Origin of the sequence: Vibrio anguillarum (genome assembly GCF_001989995.2) — a bacterium.
Lineage (GTDB): Bacteria > Pseudomonadota > Gammaproteobacteria > Enterobacterales > Vibrionaceae > Vibrio > Vibrio anguillarum.
In genome coordinates this window covers 78,018-99,670 of sequence record NZ_JAHGUP010000040.1, presented here as the reverse complement: position 1 = coordinate 99,670, position 21,653 = coordinate 78,018, and the positions used below count along the sequence as shown (strand labels likewise).

Here is a 21,653-nt window from a genome sequence, read left to right as displayed (position 1 = left end):
ACAGTATTTACCATACTTTACATTGTGGACATACTTTAGTATTGATTGAGTTATTCGAAAAAACTGAAGGAACTTATTGTGGATATAGATAACCACGACTTAGGCTCAAACAACTTGAAACAACGGTAGCTTCAAATCATAAGGGTTTAACACCTGTAGAATGCTCGTATTAGAAGAATAGTGTGAAAGATCAAGAACTCGCCATTTGCTGCTCGTGCTTGTTGATAACTGTGGTAATCTTGCTTGGCTTTATTAAAGGAGAACAACGAGTTGCTACTGGACATACTCACGCAAAGCGTCAACGAATTTCAAGCTGACTGCCTAAAACTTTGTGAAAAGCACTACCCCACCATACACAACCAAGGAATGAGTGAACATCACTTAGGGCTGGCTTTTGCTCGCAGGTTGGCTCGTACACTCAGTGAATTTGGACACCCATGCCACTATTCTGTTATTGAATCAATCCCTCAGCGAGACATGCCACACCATTACCGAGTGAGCAGTGATGCAGGAACAGTATGGATCCTGACTCACCATATGGTCAGTGCTGGTAAAACCTGTCGAGAAAAGTTGATGCAAGACATTGCGCAGTGGAAATATGAGTACGCTTACGCGATTCAACCGAATGATTTATTGTTATTACTGACCGATCACTGGATCAGTCGTAGCCAAAAAAGTCGCGAGTTACTTCATTGGTGGACAGGGCAATTACCCGATGAAATAGATCAATACCTCGCACAAGGTATCACGCTGTATGAAAGTGACTCATTGCTAACTCAATCTTTAGAGAACCGTTTTCAAATTAGCCCTTGTTATATTAAATTTAGCCATCCTTTAAAACGCTCTAAAAACCAGCAACTAGTCCGAAAATACGTTCAATTATATGCCGTATTACAATGGGCGTAACGTAAACAAACCGCCCTCATTTTCTTCCAAGTTCTAGATTTTATCTTATTACCCTCTTCATTGGGCTGTCTTCTGATTTAGCACACACTCAATCAATTGAGCCTGCCGCATCACATTCACTAAATAATTCAATATTTGTGACGCTGTTTTGACAACCCACAAATTTTCATCTTAGCCAAAGGTACAATTGACAAAGGTCAAGGTGAGTCAATAATATGGCATGGCATATTGGCGCTCGGATGCTTCAAGCAAAAATTAATGATTAGGATGTCGAAAATTGTATGCTTTTAACTAACAAAACTCAGTTTTCAAAATGCATGTCTCTGGATTCCGATGGCCAGTTTATTGCTCATTACCAGCATCTTGTGCTGCGAAGCGTTTTCCAGCCGATATTCTCGCGGGATAACCGTATTGTGGGCGTTGAAGCCCTAGTGAGAATAACCGCCAATGGCAGCACGACCATTCGCCCCGATTGTTTTTTCCATTCCGACACTATTAATCCCATCGACAAACTTAACGTAGAAAGACTCAGCCGAGTTATCCACATCCGAAACTATGCCCTTTCCGAATATCGTCAATGCCAATTATTTCTAAACTTATTGCCTGTCGCAGGCGAATTGTTTGCAATCAGCGACATCAACAAAGCATTGCTATGCGATCGCCTCAAAGAACTGCATATAGAACATAATCAACTGGTCATGGAATTGATTGAAATCGATTCAGAGAATGAAAGCAAGCTGCAATGCGCAACGCAAAGTCTGGCTGCAAATGGTTTTAAAATTGCCATTGATGATTTTGGTACTCAAGCCTCAACACCACAACGGGTTAATTTGGTGACGCCTGATATCATCAAATTTGATCGAAGCTTATTACTCAAATATATGCAAGGTGATTGTGACCCACTTATGGATGGCATTACCCTTGCGAAACAGAATGGTTCCAATACCGTTGTAGAAGGCATCGAAACCCAAGCGCAACTCGAAGCAATGCAAAAACTCGATATTGATATGTTTCAAGGCTATTTTTTAGCCATGCCGGAAGCGATAGTACCAGCCATTAAGATGGCCATTTAATAACGATATTCTTTACATGCGCGTAGCGCCCCAACTTTACCGCTACTTTCAATATTCACTCACTGTTTTCCTAGCGACAACATCACGTTATTTAACTGTATGACATAGCGTGATGTTTAATAAGAAAAGGAAATAAGCTCTTGGGTATAAGGGTGCTGAGGATTGAGAAACAGCTGTTGCGTTTCCCCTTGCTCAACGACTTCACCCTGTTTCATCACCATAGTGTAGTGGCATAATGATTTCACCACATGTAAATCATGGCTAATGAACAAGTACGTTAATCCATATTTTTGTTGCAGCGATTTAAGCAAATCCAACACTTGCGCTTGAATCGTACGATCTAAAGAAGAAGTTGGTTCATCAAGTAAAATGAACTCAGGTTTAAGCACCAATGCCCGAGCAATCGCGATACGTTGTCGTTGCCCACCTGAAAACTCATTGGGATAACGGTAGCGAGTGGCTGGGTCGAGTTCAACTTCTCGCATCACATCACAAATCATTCGTTCAACAGTTTGTCTATCATAACGGCTATGAACCTCTAACCCTTCACCAATAATCTGCGCCACCGACATTCTCGGATTCAGTGCTGAAAATGGATCTTGAAAAACGACTTGCATCTTGCTGCGATAAGGTAACATAGCTTTCCTATCTAACCCTTGCAGCTCATTATTGTCGTAACAAATCGAGCCTTCCGAATGGACTAATTTTAGTATCGCCATGCCAGTGGTCGATTTACCCGAACCGCTCTCGCCAACAATTCCTAATGAATGTCCTCTTTTAAGCTTAAACTGCATGTCGGTGACAGCTTTAATATGCGAGACCGTGCGCTTGAATAAGCCGCCAGTGATGGGAAACCATACTTTGAGATGCTGAAGCTGCACTAGAATTGGGTTGTCAGGGTTTACGTCAACGGGCAAACCTCGAGGATCGGATTCAATCAATTTTTTGGTATAAGAGTGAGAGGGTGATGAGAACAGCGTTTTGGCATCATTCACCTCGATCACTTGCCCATTTTGCATCACTGCAACGCGATCAGCGATACGCTTAACAATACTGAGATCATGAGTAATGAACAACATGGCCATACCCAGTTCTTGTTGCAGGTTTTTAAGTAGATCTAATATTTGCGCCTGAACAGAAACATCAAGCGCAGTGGTCGGCTCATCAGCAATCAGTAATTCAGGCTCATTGATCAAAGCCATCGCAATCATGACTCGCTGGCGTTCTCCCCCAGAAAGTTCATGTGGATAAGCATTGATCTTAATTTCTGGCGATCGAATACCCACTTTTTCTAACCATACAATGGCCAACTGACGTGCTTTGCTGCCTCTTAGTCCTCGATGAATCTCCACAACTTCGATCAACTGTTTACCAACTTTGTGCAGAGGGTTGAGTGAGACCATTGGCTCTTGGAAAATCATACCAATCCGCCCACCTCGTATACCTCTTAATTGCCTCTCGCTACAGTTCAACGTATTGATACCATCAAAAAAGATCTCCCCTTGCAAATAGTGGGCAGCACTTTTCGGTAACAACTTCAAAATGGCATTCGCCGTCACTGATTTACCAGAACCACTTTCCCCCACCAGAGCTAAGGTTTCTCCTGCGGAGAGAGAAAGTGACACTGCTTTAATCACAGGTTCAATATTGTCTTTTTGACCAAACCCGACCGAAAGATTTTGGATAGAGAGTACGGTTTTACTCATCATCTTCTCCCTGTCGAATGCGGGTCAAAGGCATCGCGTACTGCTTCGCCGATAAAGACCAATAATGTCAGCATTAACGAGAGCACCACAAATGCTGAAATACCTAACCATGGAGCTTGTAAATTGGCTTTCCCTTGCGCCAATAATTCGCCCAAAGAGGGCGAGCCGACTGGCAAGCCAAAACCGAGAAAATCTAAGGATGTTAAAGTCGTAACTGAGCCTGAAAGAATAAAGGGCATCATGGTTAAAGAAGCCACCATCGCGTTAGGTAGCATGTGGCGAAGCATAATGCGGCGATCACTCACCCCCATCGCTTGCGCAGCCCGCACATAATCAAAATTACGACAGCGTAAAAACTCCGCTCTCACCACGCCCACTAAACTCATCCAACTAAAAAGCACCATAATACCAAGCAACCACCAAAAATTCGGTTCGACGAAACTCGATAAAATGATCAGCAGAAAAAGCGTTGGCATCCCTGACCAAACTTCAATAAAACGTTGCCCAAGTAAATCAAGCCAACCGCCATAATAACCTTGAGTGGCACCAACGATAACGCCTATCACTGACGAGACGAGTGTTAATACAAAGCCAAACAAAACCGAAATACGAAACCCGTAAATAATACGAGCCAGCACATCGCGCCCTTTATCATCAGTACCAAGCCAGTTCACTGAATCTGGCGCTGACGGCACTGCATTATTGATATTAAAGTTGATGGTGTCGTAACTAAATGGGATCAATGGCCAAACAATAAAGCCTTTTTGTTCAATCAGATCGATGACGTAAGGATCGGTATAATCCGCTTCGGTTTCAAACTCACCACCAAAACGAGTTTCTGCATATTGTTGAAAGGTGGGGAAAAACCACTGCTGATCGTACTCAACCAAAAGGGGTTTATCATTTGCAATCAGCTCAGCAAATAGGCTCACCACAAATAAAAGCGTAAACAACCATAGTGAATAAAAACCGCGCCGATTGGACTTAAAACCGTGCCAGCGCAATACGTTTAATGGGTTGGACAGCCTTTTTTTTACCATCATGAACGAGCCTCAAAGTCGATTCGAGGATCAACCCAAATATAGGTCAAATCGGAAATGATGCTGAGGACTAATCCAAGTAACGTCATGATGTATAAAGAACTAAACACTACAGGATAATCCCGTTGAATGGTCGATTCAAAACCAAGTAGCCCTATACCTTCCAGTGAAAACATCACTTCAATCAGCATCGAACCGGTGAAAAATATGCTGATAAAAGCACTCGGAAAACCGGCAATAATAATCAGCATCGCATTACGAAAAACGTGCTGATAAAGAATACGTCCTTCATCCAGTCCTTTTGCTCGAGCCGTCACCACATACTGTTTGTTGATCTCATCAAGAAATGAGTTTTTCGTTAGCATACTCAAAGTGGCAAACCCACCGATCACCATTGCAAAGATGGGCAAAGCCAAATGCCAAAAATAGTCGCCAATTTGTTGATACCAAGTCAGATCAGCAAAATTATTTGATACTAAACCACGCAGTGGGAACCAGCTGAAATAATTTCCACTGGCAAAAATAATGATCAAAATAATCGCAAACAAGAAGCCCGGAATAGCGTAACCGATGATAACCACTGCGCTTGACCATACATCAAACCTTGAGCCATGGTGAATGGCTTTTAAAATTCCGAGAGGAATGGAGATAAGGTAGATGATCAGCGTACTCCACAGCCCTAAAGAGATCGAAACGGGTAAACGCTCAGTGATCAAATCAATAACATTGCCTCCTTTGAATAAGCTGTCACCAAAATTAAAGGTTGCGTAATTTTTTAGCATTTCAAAATAACGGACATGAAGAGGCTTATCGAAACCAAACTGTTTTTTTATCGCTTCGACTACCTCGGGGTCTAAACCTCGGGAACCTTTATATCCTCCAGTGTTAGCCGACAGCGACATATCCACCTCTTGGCCGCCTCCAGTAAATCGCTCCATAATTCCGTCACCATGCCCTTCCATTTGTGCAATCGCTTGCTCAACTGGGCCTCCAGGGGCAATTTGGATGATAAAAAAATTAATGGTAATAATCGCCCACAGCGTGGGCACAACGAGCAGCAATCTGCGGAAAATATAAGCAGTCATTGCATCCTCTTAACGGCGTTTTTCTGGTAGCAATTGCGCTTTCTGCTCCGAAACCCACCAAGTATCAAGACCAATATCATATTTTGGCATCACGCTAGGGCGCTCGAATTTGTCCCAAGTTGCGATACGATATTGGCTCAGATACCACTGTGGGATCAGATAAAAATTCCATTGTAGAACGCGATCTAATGCTCGGCCTAAAGGCAATAATTTTTCTGGATGCTCTTGATTGGCGGCAATTTGTTCAGTGAGGAAGTCGACAACTGGGTCTGCCACTCCGGCGCGATTGTACGTTGAATCGATGTAGTTTGAATTCCAGATAATCAACAAGTTAGGACTTGGGTAAGGATTCGCCGCATAGGCCGACGAAAGCATGTCAAAATCTCTATCGCGCAAACGCTTAAGATATTGTGTGGTATCCACTGAGCGAATCTTCATCTCGATACCAAGCTGTTTTAGATTTTTTTGCAAAGGAATAGCAATGCGTTCCGTGGTCGGACTGTAGATCAATAACTCAAACTCAAACGCTTTACCCGTTTCTTTATGGGTCATCACTTTATCTTTCAGCTCCCACCCCGCCTCTTTGAGCAATTGAAAAGCGACTCGTAGTTGTTGACGAATACGACCAGACCCATCCGTCACTGGTGGTTGGTATTTTTGGGTAAAAACACGTTCTGGGATCTTATCTTTTAGTGGTGTAAGAATAGTGAGTTCATCAGTGGAGGGAAGACCTTTCGCTTCATACTCTGTGTTTTGAAAATAGCTACGCGTTCGCGAATATTGATCGTAGAACATATTTTTGTTCATCCATTCAAAATCCATCGCATAGGTCAAAGCCTCGCGCACTTTCGGATCACTAAACACTTCTCGTTGAATATTAAATACAAAACCTTGGGTTGAAGCTGGACTATTATGCGCGATCGCTTCTTTCTTGATGAATCCTTTATCGAAGTTCAATCCAGTGTATGAGCTGGCCCAAAACTTCGCCGAACTCTCTTGGCGAATATCAAATTCCCCAGCTTTAAATGCCTCAAGCATTACGGTATCGTCGCGGTAATAGTCGTATTGGATCTGCTTGAAATTATGCCGCCCAATGTTGACTGGTAAGTTGGCAGCCCAATAATCTTTCTGCAACTCATAAGTGACACTCTGCCCAGTTTGATAACGTACGACTTTGTAAGGACCGCTGCCGACTGGCGGTTCATTTAATGGTTCTGCTAAGTTTTTATCCTGCCAATAGTGCTTAGGCAACACTTGAGTTGATTGAGCCAAACTAAAAAGCTTTTCTCTATTAGGTTCTGACATCTCAATACGAACCGTTAAAGGATGGATCGCCGTTACCGATTTAACCGCTTTGTAAAACAGTCGATATTGAGGCACTCCTTCTGTCATGAACTTGTTGAACGTAAACTCAACATCTTGCGCGGTGATCGGTTTACCGTCTTGAAAACGTGCGTTCGGGTTGATATCTAGTTCTAGCCACGAATAGTCATCAGAATAACGGACTTTAGAAGCAATCAATGGATAATAGGTATCAATTTCGTCGCTGGGCGCAAACATCAGTGGATCATAAAGCTCACCACTGCCTGCCGCCGGAGCGCCTCGGGAAGCAAAGCGGTTAAAATTGTCGTAAGTACCTACCTCGCCATAAGTTACTTTTCCGTACTTAGGTGCGCTTGGATTAACATAATCGAAATGAGAAAAATTGGCGGGATATTTGGCTTGCCCAACGCCGGATAATGTTGTGGTTTCTACAACATCCGCAGTCGCCAAAGCACTCATCAGCAGCACAGTCACACCTAACAGCGTAGGCTTAATATTTCTCATACTAGAATCCTTCCATTGATAACTTCGCGACATTCCATCGGTGTAAACTATTAATAATTCAGTCACTTGGGTAAGTATAGAGAAAAATAAGATTTACGAAACCCCAAGCTGCAATTATAACGAAGCAACTTGGCATTGCTGGTAAGTGGTGCGTCTCAATAAGAACTGGTAACTTTGTGGTTTTAGGAACGAAACGTATAGAAAACGCCGCGATGAGATAAAAAGCCCCGCCATGCAGGGCTCCACCAGCTTCAGCCATCTGTGGTAATTTGGCTGATCAGCTCTTTTTCTACCTGCTCGGCCATTTCAAGAGCAATTTGGCACGTTCCAGCCGCTTGATGGCCTCCACCACCATATTTGAGCATTAATCCGCCTACATTGGTTTTCGAGCCACGATCAAAAATAGATTTCCCCGTAGCAAACACGATATTTTGCTTCTGAAAGCCCCACATTTTGTGAATCGAGATATTACACTGGGGAAATAAGGCATAAATGATAAACCGATTCCCCGCGTAAATAATTTCTTCACCCGTCAAATCAAGAATGACAAGGTTTTTATAGACTTTGGCACAACGTTGAATCTGCTGTTTAGATAGAATTTCATGCTCACGGTACAAAGTAACGCGCTCTTGAACGTCCGGCAGAGCAAGAATCTCGGCAATGGAGTGGTTCGCACAGTAGTCGATGAGATCCATCATTAACTGATAATTGGAGATACGAAATTCATGGAAGCGCCCTAAACCTGTTCTTGCATCCATCAGGAAATTCAGTAAATTCCATCCCGCAGAATCAAGTACTTCATCCCGAGTAAACTGCGCGGAGTCACCTTTGTCGACAGCAATCAGCATCTCTTGCCACTGAGAGGGAAACGTATCCAGTCCGCCATAATATTGCCATACTACATGCGCGGCAGACGGCGCGTTTGGATCAATAATATGATTCGGCCTTTCACCTTGATTGCGAATAGTTTCCGATAAGTGATGATCAAAAATTAAGTGAGCATTAGCGACGTAAGGCAGGTTAGTGACAATGTCACGCTCAGTTGTCGTCACCTTCCCATCTTGCATATCCTTTGGGTGAACAAATACGATCTCGTCAATTAGGTTGAGTTTTTTGAGCAACACGGCACAAACCAGCCCATCAAAATCGCTGCGTGTCACTAATCTAAATTTACTTTCAGCTTGTTGATGCTCAGACATAGACAATTTCCTTATTAGCAGTCATATCACTGCTCGGCGTGGGTTTAAGCAGTGTTTTGTATATCAGATCCTGAGTTAACACCTTTTAGGTTTACCAATGCAGGTGGTATGTTTTCATTTTAGACGCCATCGTCTTTTTAACAAACTTAACACAATGGTTTTTAAACATTATTCAACACAGCGCATCATTTTATTGAGCAAATATCGAATAAAGTAATGAGGAATGAAGACTGCTGTTACAACTAGGGAATTGGAGGTAAGAAAAAGCCAGCAACAAGTGCTGGCTGTTAGGTTGAGCTAAGAAGTGAGGTATCTCTATTTACGTTTATCCTGCACGTACTTTCGGCTCACATCAACAAGCGCTACATCTTTAAAGAAACTACGACCAAGTAACAGTGGATAAGTCAGATGTGTACGATCGGCAAGCGTAAATTCGGTTCTTTCTTTGAGATCACCAATTTCAATCCAAGCGACAACGACCGCACGTCTTTGTGTACCCTCTGCACTGGATTGCCGAATTCTAACCCAGCGTTCAACAGGTAAACTTATCTCATCACTTTTGATGTCATCGTGTTCAATCCTGAACTTGACCCAATCATTTCCATCGCGTTCAAAAGCAACAACATCCACGGCACTAATTGAAGAGGTGGCCGCCCCGGTATCGATACGCGCTTTGAAGCTTTCGTTCAAACTCGGCACATAAACCCACTCTTTTTCGCCCAAAATAAGCTTACCATCAGAGGTTTTTTTGGCCTTCACCACAACTGGCTCTTTTGAGGGTTTTTCAACCGGTTTTTGTGCCTCAGTATTTTGTTGTTTTGGCTCTTCAACTTTTGGCTTTTGCTCTGGTTGTGTTGAGGTTTGGTTTAGCGTACTACATGCCATCAAACCAGTACTCAACATTAAAAGAGCAATAAGTTTCAAGTGTTGTTTCATTGACCCACCTAATCAAACTGATAAATATTTAAGAGACATTCACTATGGCTTGAGCAACATACGGAATATGTTGTTCTGATAAGCCTGCAATGTTAATTCGGCCATCACCTACCCCATAGATTCCATATTGATCACGTAGCTGAGCCATCTGTTCTGGAGTAAAGCCTAGCACAGTAAACATCCCTTTGTGACTTTCGATAAAATCGAATTGTGAAGTATTGTGCTGATTTCTCAAATGATTACACAAGGTTTGACGCAGGTTTAACAAACGCTGTTGCATTTCACTTAACTCTTGCTTCCAAATCGCGGTTAATGCTTGATTTTGTAAAATAGTTTTCACCAGTGCAGCACCATGATCGGGCGGCATAGTGTAGGTCGAACGGGCTAACGTTAGTAATTTACCTTTTGCATTCGCTACATCTTGTGCGTTTTTACCGACAACAATCGCGGCACCAGTTCGTTCTCGGTAGAGACCAAAGTTCTTTGAACAAGAGGTAGTGATCAACATCTCTTCGACGTTGTTTGCCATAAAACGCAGCCCTTTCACATCCTCTTCAAGACCTTCACCAAACCCTTGGTAGGCAACATCAACAAAAGGGATGAAGCCATTTTTCTGCGCAAGACTGGTGATCGCTTGCCATGCGGCGAAATCAATATCCGCGCCAGTTGGGTTATGGCAGCAACCATGGATAAGCACCACATCTTTTGGCCCTGCTTGCGATAAATCATCAAGCATCCGTGCAGTATCGACTTGCTTAGTCTCGCGACAGAAGTAAGAATAATATTTCACTTTTAAACCCGCCGCTTCCATCACAGGTTTATGATTGACGTAACTTGGGTCAGTAATCCACACCGTCGTTTCTGGTTGCGCTACGTGCATTAAGTCACCGAGCATACGCAGCGCACCACTTGCTCCGGGCGTTTGAATCGCAGCCACACGATCAAGCACTGAAGTGCCAGACAATAATAAGTTCACCATGCTTTGGTTAAACTCTTCACACCCAGCAAGTCCAACATACGATTTAGTGGTTTGTGTGGCAATCACGTGCTCTTGCGCTTTGGCAATGGCGCGCATAATCGGCGTCTCTCCTTGGCTATTACGATAAACGCCAATGCCTAGGTCAACTTTTTCGCTGCGAGGATCGTTGCGGTATGCAACCGATAATGAAAGTATTGGATCGAGTGTTGGTGTTGGTAAATGTGAAAACATGAAGGTCACAACCCTTTGAAATTCAAGTAATGACCTTCAAGTTAGCACTAGATACATAATTTTTACAGTTTAAATTGATGGATTATTTGATTGGCACTGCCTCGCCATTCTAAGCTTGGATCGGCTTTATCCTGTTCAAAATTTCCATCAATCAAGACATCAACATATTCAATGACTTGTCTTTGAGCATCACTGAGTTCGTTTAGGGTATATCCCGTCCATAACCAGATATCTTTCCCCACACATTCAGTCTTTACTCGTTTAACCAACTGCAAAATAGAAGCAAGGTTTTGCGGGTGTAAGGGATCGCCACCCGACAAGGATAATCCTCGTCGCTTGATGCGCGTGTCGTTCAAATCAGTGATGATCTGCTGCTCTAGTTGCTGATTGTAAGTGTGGCCAGAATGCAGCGACCAAGTCCCTTTGTTGTAACATCCTTTGCACTGATGTTCACAGCCGGAGACGAACAGCGTACAACGCGTCCCCGGGCCATTCACAACATCAATCGGATGGTATTGGTGATAATTCATGCCAGCAGGTTACTCACTATCACTTACAAGTGTTTAACGCGACGTTTAACTTCTTCTTGTTTACCGAAGTTAAACGGACGAGCATCTGGGCTACCAAGGTAGCCACACACGCGGCGGGTTACGGAGACTTTGGATGAGTCGTGGTTACCACATTTAGGACAGGTAAACCCTTTACTCGTACACTCAAATTCGCCAGTAAAACCGCATTCATAGCACTCATCAATTGGCGTATTGGTCCCATAATAAGGAACACGGCTGTAACTGTAATCCCAAACGTTTTCAAGCGCTTCTATGTTTTTCTGCATATTCGGGAACTCTCCATAACAGATAAAACCACCACTTGAAACCTCTGGATATGGCATCTCAAAATCAATCTTATCGTATGGATTAACTTTCTTTTGCACATCCAAATGGAAGCTATTGGTGTAATAACCTTTATCCGTTACGCCTTCAATCACACCAAATTCTTTGGTGTCGATACGGCAGAAACGGCTGCAGAGATTCTCACTTGGCGTACCGTACAAACTGAATGCGTAACCGGTTTCTTCCGCCCATTGGTTAACGGCCCCTTTCAGGTATTTAATAATATCTAACGCGCGATCTCGCAGTTCACTATCATCATAAACATGTGTATCACTGCCATAGAGTGCAGTAATGGTTTCGTGCACACCGATGTAGCCCAAAGAGATAGATGCTCGGCCATTTTTGAATATATCGGCAATAGAATCATCGGCTTTTAAACGAACACCACATGCCCCTTCCATATACAAAATAGGTGCGACGCGTGCTTTGACTTTTTCAAGGCGGCTGATGCGAGTTTCTAAAGCACGGCGAGCCAGTTTTAATTTTTTATCGAGTAATGTGTAGAACTGTTCAATATTTCGGCCCGCTTTCAGCGCGATACGAGGTAAATTGAGACTGACTACTCCCAAATTATTCCGCCCTTCGTGAATCAGCTCACCACCTTCTTCATAGGTATTTAAGAAGCTGCGGCAACCCATTGGGGTTTTGAATGAACCCGTCACTTCAACTACTTTGTCGTAGTTGAGAATATCCGGGTACATGCGTTTGGTCGCACACTCTAATGCGAGTTGTTTAATGTCATAATTTGGATCTTCCGCTTTATGATTTAAGCCATCTTTGATGGCAAATACCAATTTAGGGAATACAGCCGTTTTACGATTTTTGCCTAAGCCAGCAATGCGATTTTTCAAAATTGACTGTTGAATCAATTTAGAGGCCCAACTGGTCCCTAGACCAAAGCCGAAAGTGACAAACGGAGTTTGCCCATTCGCGGTATGCAAAGTGTTGACTTCATATTCAAGTGACTGGAATGCGTCGTAGCACTCTTTTTCTGTACGGGACATAGCAAAGGCTTCGGGATGATGAATATCCCACTCTTTTGCTATTTCTAAATGTTTGTCGTAACTGGCTGTCACATAAGGTTCAAGCACTTCATCGATACGGTTGATGGTGGTGCCGCCGTAAATATGGCTCGCAACCTGAGCGATAATTTGCGCGGTCACTGCGGTGGCGGTTGAAATTGATTTTGGCGTATCAATTTCCGCATTACCCATTTTAAAGCCATGAGTGAGCATGCCTTTTAAATCAATCAGCATGCAGTTAAACATTGGGAAAAAGGGAGCGTAATCCAAGTCATGATAGTGGATATCACCCTCTTCATGCGCTTGCACAATATCACGCGGTAAAATGCGGGTTTTAGCGTAGTGTTTCGCCACAATACCAGCCAGTAAGTCACGCTGCGTTGGGATAACTTTGCCGTCTTTATTCGCATTTTCATTGAGCAGATCGGCATTACTTTCTTCGATAAGGCCTTCAATCTCTTGCGTCAAGGCACTTTGCTTTTCACGCGCGATATCACGATCGTGTCGGTACTCGATGTATGAACGAGCTAATGCTTTATAGGGCCCTTGCATTAGCTCGTTCTCTACTAAGGTTTGAATCTCGGCGATATGGACTTCATCGTAATCTTTGAGCTTCAGTTCTACCGCCAACGCCACATTGAGTGCGTAAATAGCGATCTCTTTATCAATATGTTCAGCTGCACTTTCCACGGCAGATTGAATGCGATCACGGTTGAACGGGGCTCTCGATCCGTCACGTTTGATTACGATAGGTTTCACCATTTCTCCTTACCCCTAGCATACTCACAGAGTTATCCACAAATACACTATATAGAGCAGTTTATTATCCGACTGACACAATATATTGTGGTGCATTTAACGAAAACTCCCAACTCAGGGTATTGATTTGGATCAATAAAAACCGAACATTGAACAAGATCAATGCGATCTTGGAGTAGTAGATCTCACTTAGAAAAGAAACGATGAAAATTGCAAATTTTTGATTTTTCCTCTTGAAATTTCACCGAACCTGATAGGCTAAGCCTTCGGATTCGATCAGTGAGGTATTGCGATGTTAAAATCAAAATGTGTATGTCGATTAGCGGCAGCAATACTCTTTATTCCCTCTTTCGCGACTTGGGCACAAAGTCTCACATTAGCGACATGGAATGTCGAATTCCAACACACTATTTCATGATTAATCGAGGTCATTTCGTTGCCAAAAAATATCATCCATACTTTTCTTGGAATGGCTTTTCTTGAAACACTGTCCTCGGGCGAGCCAAGTGATAATAGATGGCCGAAATGAAGTTAATTGGAATGATCAATCCGCACATTGATCAACTTTAACAACTACAGCACGATTTTTACCCGCCAACTTGGCTTGGTACATTAAACTGTCCGCAACAGTAAGTGAGACTTTATCAGGAACAAGATCGTAATAGGCGCCACCCAAACTGATACTGAGCGTGATGGTATCATTGGCTACTCGCATTGGATTTTCATAGACAGATTGACAGATATATTGAGCTTTCAATTTGACCTCTTCAAAGGTATAGAGAGTAAGAATAATGGCGAACTCTTCTCCACCTAAACGAGCAATAAAGTCATTATTGGATAACTTTCTCTGTACATGTCTAACCACATGAATAATGGCTTGATCACCCACTTCATGACCAAACTGATCATTGATTAGCTTAAAGTTATCAATGTCAAACACCAATAAGGTGAAGGAGACGGGAGTTCCTTGCAATTCTGCTATCTTTGATTGGAAGTGTCGGCGATTACTGATTTTTGTTAGCTCATCAGTTTGCGCCAATTTCTCTAGCAAGTGATTTGCTCTCTCTAAATCGATGGTTTTATGTATGACTGCGCGTCTTAACATCAAGATGTAAATACAGAGAACCATCAGAGCTACGCTAATGATGATCGGGATAAAATATTTTGGGTAAACCGTCTCCATGTAGATCCAGCGACTAAATAACTGCATTTTAGAGGCATCAGATACCTTATCTGTCGCATTTGCGAGCTTCTGCCAAAGAACGTCATTGCCCTCTTTCACCCCAAAGCGCAACGGCTCAGAATAGAGAAACTTAACTGGCACATATTTTTTCGGGCTATTTTCTGTAAACATAAAGAGATTAGCGATTTGATAATCGCTAATAAACCCTTCTAATTTTGCACTGGAAGCGGCATACAACATATCTTCATTCGTGGCAAAGTAGACCAAGTTTAATTTAGGTAAATATTGAGCTGCGTAATACGCCTCATAGCCACCCAATACAACGCCAACCTTAATATCGATTTCACCTGAAAATATTTTGTCAAAATCCGTACCGAGTAAGTATTGATCTAAGAATACGTGCGTCTCGATCGCCATAATTTCAGGTCCAAAATCGAGGAACAGATCTCGCTCAGGTGATTGAATTAGACCCGCATGAACGTCGGCTTGCCCATGTTTAACCAGCTCTAGTGATTCGTTCCAGCTTACTAGTTTAAATTCAACATCGAACCCGCTTTGCTCAGCAACGACTTTCCAATAATCGACTAAGATTCCGGCAGGCTCTCCTTGCTTATTAATATACGAATACGGTTTCCACTTGGCTGAGCTTGTAATAAGCAGAGGTTGAGAAAGATCATGCTCGCTGGAGAGCGGTTCACCGACTTCTGCCGTAGAAGCGATGACTGGAAGCTGCAGCGCCAATACAGCCATCACTCGAGAAAATATCATCAATAACGCAGATTTCAGTTTCATGTTTTCCTAACTGGGGAGTTTAGTTGACTCAAACACGATTAAGCTTGCACCGCTTTTCTTGTTATGAAACACCTTTAGTTATAATCATAGCGAATTTATCCGTAATCTACCTATTTAAAACTGCATTTTTAATATCCATTGCCTGCTGACATTTTAAAGCTGATAAAAAGGGCGCTGACTACTCAGCGCCCTTTTTATAGTTAGAGCAAGGGAATAGTTAGAACAGAAAGATCAATGACGCATAACCGTATAATACAAAACAGGAATAACTAATAAAGTTAAGACGGTAGAAACAAAGATGCCGAAAATCAGGCTAATGGCTAAGCCATTAAAAATGGGATCATCTAAAATAAATACCGCCCCGATCATGGCCGCTAAAGCGGTAAGCATGATGGGTTTAGCACGAACAGCCGCAGACTGAATAACCGCTTCGGAAAATGCCACACCTTCTTCAACCTGCTGATTAATGAAATCAACCAGCAAGATGGAGTTACGTACAATAATCCCCGCGAGTGCTATCATCCCAATCATCGACGTGGCGGTGAACTGAGCACCAAGTAACGCATGGCCGGGCATGACGCCAATAATCGTCAGTGGAATTGGAGCCATAATGATCAACGGAACAAGGTAGGACTTAAACTGCGCGACAACCAGTAAGTAAATAAGGATCATCCCAACCGCGTAGGCAATGCCCATGTCGCGGAATGTTTCATAAGTGATCGTCCATTCACCATCCCAGAAGATTTCGACACCATTTAACCCTGTAGGTTGGTGGATATAATACTGTTCCACAGGTAGACCAAGTGCATTGATGTTGAACACCATTTCAAACATACCGTATAAGGGGCTGTCTGTTTCACCCGTCATATCCGCCACCACCATCACCATTGGTAACAGGTTTTTATGCACAATGTAGTCATCCATTTGAGTTTGGCGAATAGTGACTAAATCAGACAATGGATATGCACTGCCCGCAGTGCTCGCTACTTTCATGTTCAACACTTGATCTAATCGGACTTTGACGTTTTCACTAGCTTGCACTTGAATGGGGATTGGGTACTTGCTGTGCTCACTGTGCAAATAGGTGATCGGCTTTCCACCGACGGCCGTCGCCAAAGCATCGACTATCGAAGCATAAGGTACTTGATAGTGTGACGCTTTGCTGCGATCAATCACTACTTGCCATTTTTGATGCACTTCCGGTAGATACATATCGATATCGACAATATCCGCTGTTTCGCGGAAGATCCCGCGTAGCATCCTTGCCACTTGTGCCCGAATCTCATGTGTCGGACCATAAACTTCCGCTAAAATAGGTGACCAAACGGGTGGCCCCGGTGGAACTTCAACGACTTTGACTTTACCGCCAAATCGGCTGGCAACCTCATTAAGCTTGAGGCGTACTTCACTTGCAATCGTATGACTATCTTTATCGCGCTCTTTTCGCCCTAACAGGTTCACCTGAATATCACCTTGGTTGGCTTGATTGCGCATAAAATAATGACGAACAAGGCCATTGAAGTTGATCGGTGCGGCTGTACCTGCGTAAATCTGATACCCACTGACTTCAGGCACGCTATTTAACACCGTGCCAAGTTCAAATAAAACGCGTTGCGTTTTCTCAAGCGACGCCCCCTCAGGCATATCCAATACCACTTGAAACTCTGATTTATTATCGAAAGGCAGCATTTTTAAAACCACGGCCTTTGTGATTGGCAGTAATAGGGAGCCAGCAATAAGCGCAAATACCGCAAGCATCAAGAAAAGCCGGTTACGTCTTTGTGCAGCCGAGACCACGAAAGGATTCATGATTCGGTGAAAGATGCCTTGAGTTGATTGAGATTGTGCTTGATGCGATGAAGGCTTAAGAAACTTGGCCGCTAACCAAGGTGAAAAGACAAATGCAACCGCCAATGAAATCAGCATTCCCATCGAAGCATTGATGGGAATTGGGCTCATATACGGGCCCATAAGCCCAGAGACAAAGGCCATTGGCAATAGTGCGGCAATCACGGTTAAGGTGGCAAGGATTGTGGGTCCACCCACTTCATCAACCGCCGTAGGAATGAGATCCACCAGCTTGCGCTTACCTAACGCCATATGACGGTGGATATTTTCCACAACAACAATGGCATCGTCCACTAAAATGCCAATAGAGAAAATTAACGCAAAAAGCGAGACCCGGTTGAGTGTAAAACCCCATGCCCATGATGCAAACAGTGTCATCATCAAGGTGACAACAATAGCCATACCGACCACGATAGCCTCACGCCATCCCATCGCAATAACCACCAAAATAACGACTGCAGTGGTTGCAAAAATCAATTTACCGATCAATGTATTGCTTTTATCGGCGGCGGTTTTCCCGTAGTCACGCGTGATTTCAACACTGATTCCGTGTGGAATTAACTGATTTTCAAGTTCTGCAACTCGAGCTTCAACCATCTCAGCCACACGAACGGCGTTTTCACCTCCTTTTTTAGCGATGGCTAAGGTAACTGCTGGATAAATACCTTGCTTATCACTGGTCCAAACTTGTTGGGTTGATGTATCAACACCCAATTGAACCGTAGCGACATCCGCTAAATATACCGGTGTCTGGTTATGCAGCCCAATCACCAATTGCTTTACTTCTTCAACTTTTGTTAAAAACTGACCAATTTGGATGGGAAACTGCTGATTTTCATGCGTCAGTTTCAACATTGGAGAGCTGTGGTTCGCCGCAGGAAGATGCTGATTCAGTTGATCTAACGTGATGCCAAAGCTGTTCATTTTAACGGGGTCTAAACGTACATCAACAATAGTAGGGTGGCGACCTATCGTATAAATATCTCGTGTACCATCAATGCGTTTGAGCTCTGTTTCTAAACCATGGGCCACTTGCGTTAACTGCTGGTTGTCCAAAGTACCCGTTTTATCGGATAACGTAATGCTGACGATAGGCACATCTTCAATGCCTTTAGGTTTAATGATCGGCTCGCCCACCCCAACGCCTTTTGGCATCCAATCTTTATTGGAATAGAGTTTATTATAAATACGAACCACGGCGTCGTTTCTAGGAACGCCGACATCAAAGATAGCCACAATCATCGCACCATCGGGTTGTGAAAAAGAGTAAATTTTATCAATTCCCTCAATTTCAGAGATGATCTGCTCTGCTGGGTTCGTCACTAAACTTTCCACTTCCGCCGGAGAAGCTCCGGGAAAAGGAATATACACATCGGCAAAGGTCACATCGATTTGCGGCTCTTCTTCTTTAGGAGTAACCATTACCGCAAAAACGCCCATCAGTAACCCAACAATCGCGAGCAACGGCGTCATCGCTGAAGTCTGAAAAGCTTTGGCAATACGTCCTGAGACGCCTAAACGATTATCCATATCACTCACCTACTTGTGTAAATACACGGCTTGCAACCGTATCGCCTTGTTCCAAGCCAGATAATACTTCCACATATTCACCATAGGTTTGCCCTAATCGCACTGGATTTAGCAGTCGTTTATCATCAACGATGCGATATACGGCACTCAGTTCTGCTCGGCGAATCACAGCGGCAACAGGAATGAGCATCACCTCACGTTGACCATAATTAAACTCTGTCTTGACCCACATTCCTGGCATCACTTGCCCGGACTTGTTAGTTTGATCTGCACGAGGCAGCTCAAGACGGATTTTGAATGTATGTGATTGAGGGTCTGCATAACTGAATAAGCTGTAATCGATTGGGGTTATTTTATCGCCCGTAGGCATAATGACTTGGAATTGAGCAACATTGGTGACTGCAGGCTGATAGCGCTGCGGAATGGCCGTTTCAACACGCAACTCATTGAATGAGAAACCACTGAGCAGCGCAGTACCCGGAGCCACCGTTTCACCCAGCTCTACATGTCGCTCCGTCACGACACCATCATAAGGGGCGGTAATATTGGTGTATCCAAGTGACTCCTTCGCCTGCACGACTGCGGCTTTTGCCGCCTTGACGGCCGCAGCAGCACTTCGAGCTTGAGCTTCAGCGCCATCCATTTGGTCTTGTGAAATCGCACCTTTAGGAAACAGCAGTCGATAACGCTTTAGTTGAGCTTGAGCTTCACGATTTCGAGCCTCTGCACTGGTTAACTGAGCTTGAGATGCGTCTAAAGAAGCCGATTGCTGAATAGCGCTGATTTCTAATAGCACGTCGCCCTTTTTAACAAAATCGTTAACGTCGACATACACACCAACGACTCGACCAGAGGTTTGAGCCGCAACTGTCCCTTTGTTAACTGGCTGGACAACACCTTCAAATGCAATCTGCTGTGGTATCTGCTCATAGGTCACGATATAACGATCATCAGCATAGCCAACGGCCCAATAACCGCTCGTGATTAAGGCAATACACGCAATCCAAATTCGCCTTTTCATACCCATCCCTCATGTTGATCGTTACGATTCCACTTGCTTATTGAATTCTAGTTAGATTAAACCGTTTGCGTTTGCTGTTGTTTATTATTCTTAATGCAGATCAACAAATTAGTTGCACCAAGCCCAACCATCATTGAGACAAAGAATAGCCATACCTCAATATTACCCAGTGCAAGGCTTGATAGTGCTGGCCCTGGACAGATGCCCACTAATCCCCAACCTAACCCAAAAATCGCAGCACCAGAGATAAGCCGGGTATCAACACTGCGAGTCGTCGCTAAACAGAATTTTTCTGCGTTTATAGGCTGCTGTCTTGCTTTAATAACGATGAAATAGGTCGGCATAAAAACGGCCAATGCACCTCCCATCACAAACATTAAGCTTGGATCCCAAGCACCAGCCACATCCAAAAAACCTACGACTTTGGCTGGATTGGCCATTCCTGAGATAACCATACCCGCACCAAACAAAATACCTGCCACTAACGAGGTTAATCTAAACAACATCTGATTCATTTTGACTCACTTATAGAAGATGAAGGCGTACAAACACAGTAATGGCAGCAACGCCCATGGAGGTACCTGTCGCCGCAATAGAGCGAGTGGATAGTCGACCAACACCACAGATACCATGGCCACTGGTGCAACCATTTCCTAATCGAGTGCCTACCCCAACTAATAGGCCAGCAAGCGCCAAAACACCGTTATTAAAGTTAAAAGTTTGCGGCACTTGTGCATTTAAAAACCAAACGGCAATAGCACCACCAGTTACCATGCCAAGTGCAAATAACAAACGCCATGCAAAATCACGCGTTTTAGGCGTCATCAATCCCGTTAATACCCCACTTATCCCAGCAATTTTGCCGTTAAACAGCAACATGAGTGAAGTTGATATCCCTAGTAAAACACCACCTAACAACGATTCCCAAGGAATAGAAAACAACATTATTTATCCTTTTAACCTATGACAAATGAACTAATTACAAAAAACGGTCTGCAAACTTTGAATAAGCTGTACAACCCGCGGATCCGATAGCGAATAGAAGACTTGCTGTGACTCCTTTCTTGCTTTGATCATATTTTGCTTACGAAGCACGGTTAAATGTTGCGAAAAGGCTGATTGACTTAACATCGAGCTTTGCTGCAATTCTCCAACGCCCACCTCACCATTAATTAACTGGCAAAGCACCATCAAACGCTCAGGGTGGGCCATCGTTTTAAGCAACTCTGAAACCTCTATCGCATTTGTTTTCATTTGCTCCACATTGACTGATGTGATCTCCATCATTCCCCCTTCGCATTGCATTTAATTAGATAATACTAATGAATGAGGTTTAGTCAACGCTTATTTAGCTTATTCAAAATTAGATAAATTAACATTAGACATTACTAATCAATAAATTTATAGTGACTTTAATTTACAACGGAGGGTAACAACATGACGATTGAAAATGGGGTAAGAATATTGGCGGGCAGCATGGTACTGCTGTCGATCGTTTTAACTGTGTTTGTCCATTCAAACTTTATTTGGCTAACGGTATTTGTTGGAGTGAACTTAATTCAAAGCGCTTTCACAGGGATTTGTCCAGCGGCCTTTTTCTTGAAAAAGCTTGGCCTGCACTGA

General features: G+C 43.4%; 18 protein-coding genes. 3 read left to right on the top strand and 15 right to left on the bottom strand.

Features of this window, described 5'->3' with window-relative positions; genetic code table 11:
- The first annotated feature begins 270 nt into the window (after nucleotides 1-270).
- The gene (locus PL85_RS11115) at nucleotides 271-906 is read left to right on the top strand and encodes a hypothetical protein (RefSeq protein ID WP_026027861.1); all 636 of its coding nucleotides are present in this window, start codon (nucleotides 271-273) and stop codon (nucleotides 904-906) included.
- Between the two features lie 281 nt (nucleotides 907-1,187).
- Nucleotides 1,188-1,979 carry an EAL domain-containing protein gene (locus tag PL85_RS11110; RefSeq protein ID WP_013867855.1) on the top strand — a complete coding sequence of 264 codons (792 nt, stop codon included), beginning with the start codon at nucleotides 1,188-1,190 and terminating at the stop codon, nucleotides 1,977-1,979.
- 116 nt (nucleotides 1,980-2,095) lie between these two features.
- Here PL85_RS11110 and PL85_RS11105 read toward each other — a convergent pair whose 3' ends face one another.
- The 15 genes from PL85_RS11105 to PL85_RS11035 form a co-directional block, all read right to left on the bottom strand.
- Entirely contained in the window at nucleotides 2,096-3,688 is a 1,593-nt protein-coding gene (locus tag PL85_RS11105) for an ABC transporter ATP-binding protein (RefSeq protein WP_115340224.1), read from the bottom strand.
- The gene (locus PL85_RS11100) at nucleotides 3,685-4,728 is read right to left on the bottom strand and encodes an ABC transporter permease (protein ID WP_017046433.1); all 1,044 of its coding nucleotides are present in this window, start codon (nucleotides 4,726-4,728) and stop codon (nucleotides 3,685-3,687) included. Before PL85_RS11100 ends, PL85_RS11105 begins: the two co-directional genes overlap by 4 nt.
- Nucleotides 4,725-5,810, bottom strand: coding sequence for a microcin C ABC transporter permease YejB (locus tag PL85_RS11095; protein WP_013867858.1), 1,086 nt, complete (start codon nucleotides 5,808-5,810; stop codon nucleotides 4,725-4,727). Before PL85_RS11095 ends, PL85_RS11100 begins: the two co-directional genes overlap by 4 nt.
- Nucleotides 5,811-5,819: 9 nt before the next feature.
- Nucleotides 5,820-7,637 carry an extracellular solute-binding protein gene (locus tag PL85_RS11090; RefSeq protein ID WP_174223876.1) on the bottom strand — a complete coding sequence of 606 codons (1,818 nt, stop codon included), beginning with the start codon at nucleotides 7,635-7,637 and terminating at the stop codon, nucleotides 5,820-5,822.
- A 251-nt stretch (nucleotides 7,638-7,888) separates the two neighbouring features.
- Nucleotides 7,889-8,836, bottom strand: a complete 948-nt coding sequence (locus PL85_RS11085; RefSeq protein ID WP_038148427.1) for a DHH family phosphoesterase — start codon at nucleotides 8,834-8,836, stop codon at nucleotides 7,889-7,891.
- 315 nt (nucleotides 8,837-9,151) lie between these two features.
- Nucleotides 9,152-9,772 carry an ATP-dependent zinc protease family protein gene (locus PL85_RS11080; RefSeq protein WP_013867861.1) on the bottom strand — a complete coding sequence of 207 codons (621 nt, stop codon included), beginning with the start codon at nucleotides 9,770-9,772 and terminating at the stop codon, nucleotides 9,152-9,154.
- A gap of 28 nt (nucleotides 9,773-9,800) precedes the next feature.
- A complete protein-coding gene (locus tag PL85_RS11075) occupies nucleotides 9,801-10,982 on the bottom strand; it encodes an amino acid aminotransferase (protein WP_013867862.1) in 1,182 nt (393 codons plus the stop codon).
- A 62-nt stretch (nucleotides 10,983-11,044) separates the two neighbouring features.
- On the bottom strand, nucleotides 11,045-11,512 hold the full coding sequence (gene nrdG / locus PL85_RS11070) for an anaerobic ribonucleoside-triphosphate reductase-activating protein (protein WP_115340226.1): 468 nt from the start codon (nucleotides 11,510-11,512) through the stop codon (nucleotides 11,045-11,047).
- Nucleotides 11,513-11,535: 23 nt separating this feature from the next.
- Nucleotides 11,536-13,656, bottom strand: a complete 2,121-nt coding sequence (nrdD, locus tag PL85_RS11065; RefSeq protein ID WP_026028505.1) for an anaerobic ribonucleoside-triphosphate reductase — start codon at nucleotides 13,654-13,656, stop codon at nucleotides 11,536-11,538.
- A gap of 544 nt (nucleotides 13,657-14,200) precedes the next feature.
- Nucleotides 14,201-15,631 (bottom strand): transporter substrate-binding domain-containing diguanylate cyclase, encoded by a 1,431-nt coding sequence (locus PL85_RS11060; protein ID WP_115340227.1) that lies wholly within the window; start codon nucleotides 15,629-15,631, stop codon nucleotides 14,201-14,203.
- 231 nt (nucleotides 15,632-15,862) lie between these two features.
- Entirely contained in the window at nucleotides 15,863-19,009 is a 3,147-nt protein-coding gene (locus tag PL85_RS11055) for an efflux RND transporter permease subunit (protein WP_115340228.1), read from the bottom strand.
- 1 nt (nucleotide 19,010) lies between these two features.
- Nucleotides 19,011-20,030, bottom strand: coding sequence for an efflux RND transporter periplasmic adaptor subunit (locus PL85_RS11050; protein ID WP_411848012.1), 1,020 nt, complete (start codon nucleotides 20,028-20,030; stop codon nucleotides 19,011-19,013).
- Between the two features lie 56 nt (nucleotides 20,031-20,086).
- Entirely contained in the window at nucleotides 20,087-20,545 is a 459-nt protein-coding gene (locus PL85_RS11045; protein WP_013867868.1) for a YeeE/YedE family protein, read from the bottom strand.
- A 10-nt stretch (nucleotides 20,546-20,555) separates the two neighbouring features.
- A complete protein-coding gene (locus tag PL85_RS11040; RefSeq protein WP_115340229.1) occupies nucleotides 20,556-20,975 on the bottom strand; it encodes a YeeE/YedE family protein in 420 nt (139 codons plus the stop codon).
- Nucleotides 20,976-21,005: 30 nt separating this feature from the next.
- Entirely contained in the window at nucleotides 21,006-21,335 is a 330-nt protein-coding gene (locus PL85_RS11035; RefSeq protein WP_013867870.1) for an ArsR/SmtB family transcription factor, read from the bottom strand.
- Nucleotides 21,336-21,467: 132 nt separating this feature from the next.
- Here PL85_RS11035 and PL85_RS11030 point away from each other — a divergent pair, with 132 nt between their 5' ends.
- Entirely contained in the window at nucleotides 21,468-21,653 is a 186-nt protein-coding gene (locus PL85_RS11030; RefSeq protein ID WP_017042380.1) for a YgaP family membrane protein, read from the top strand.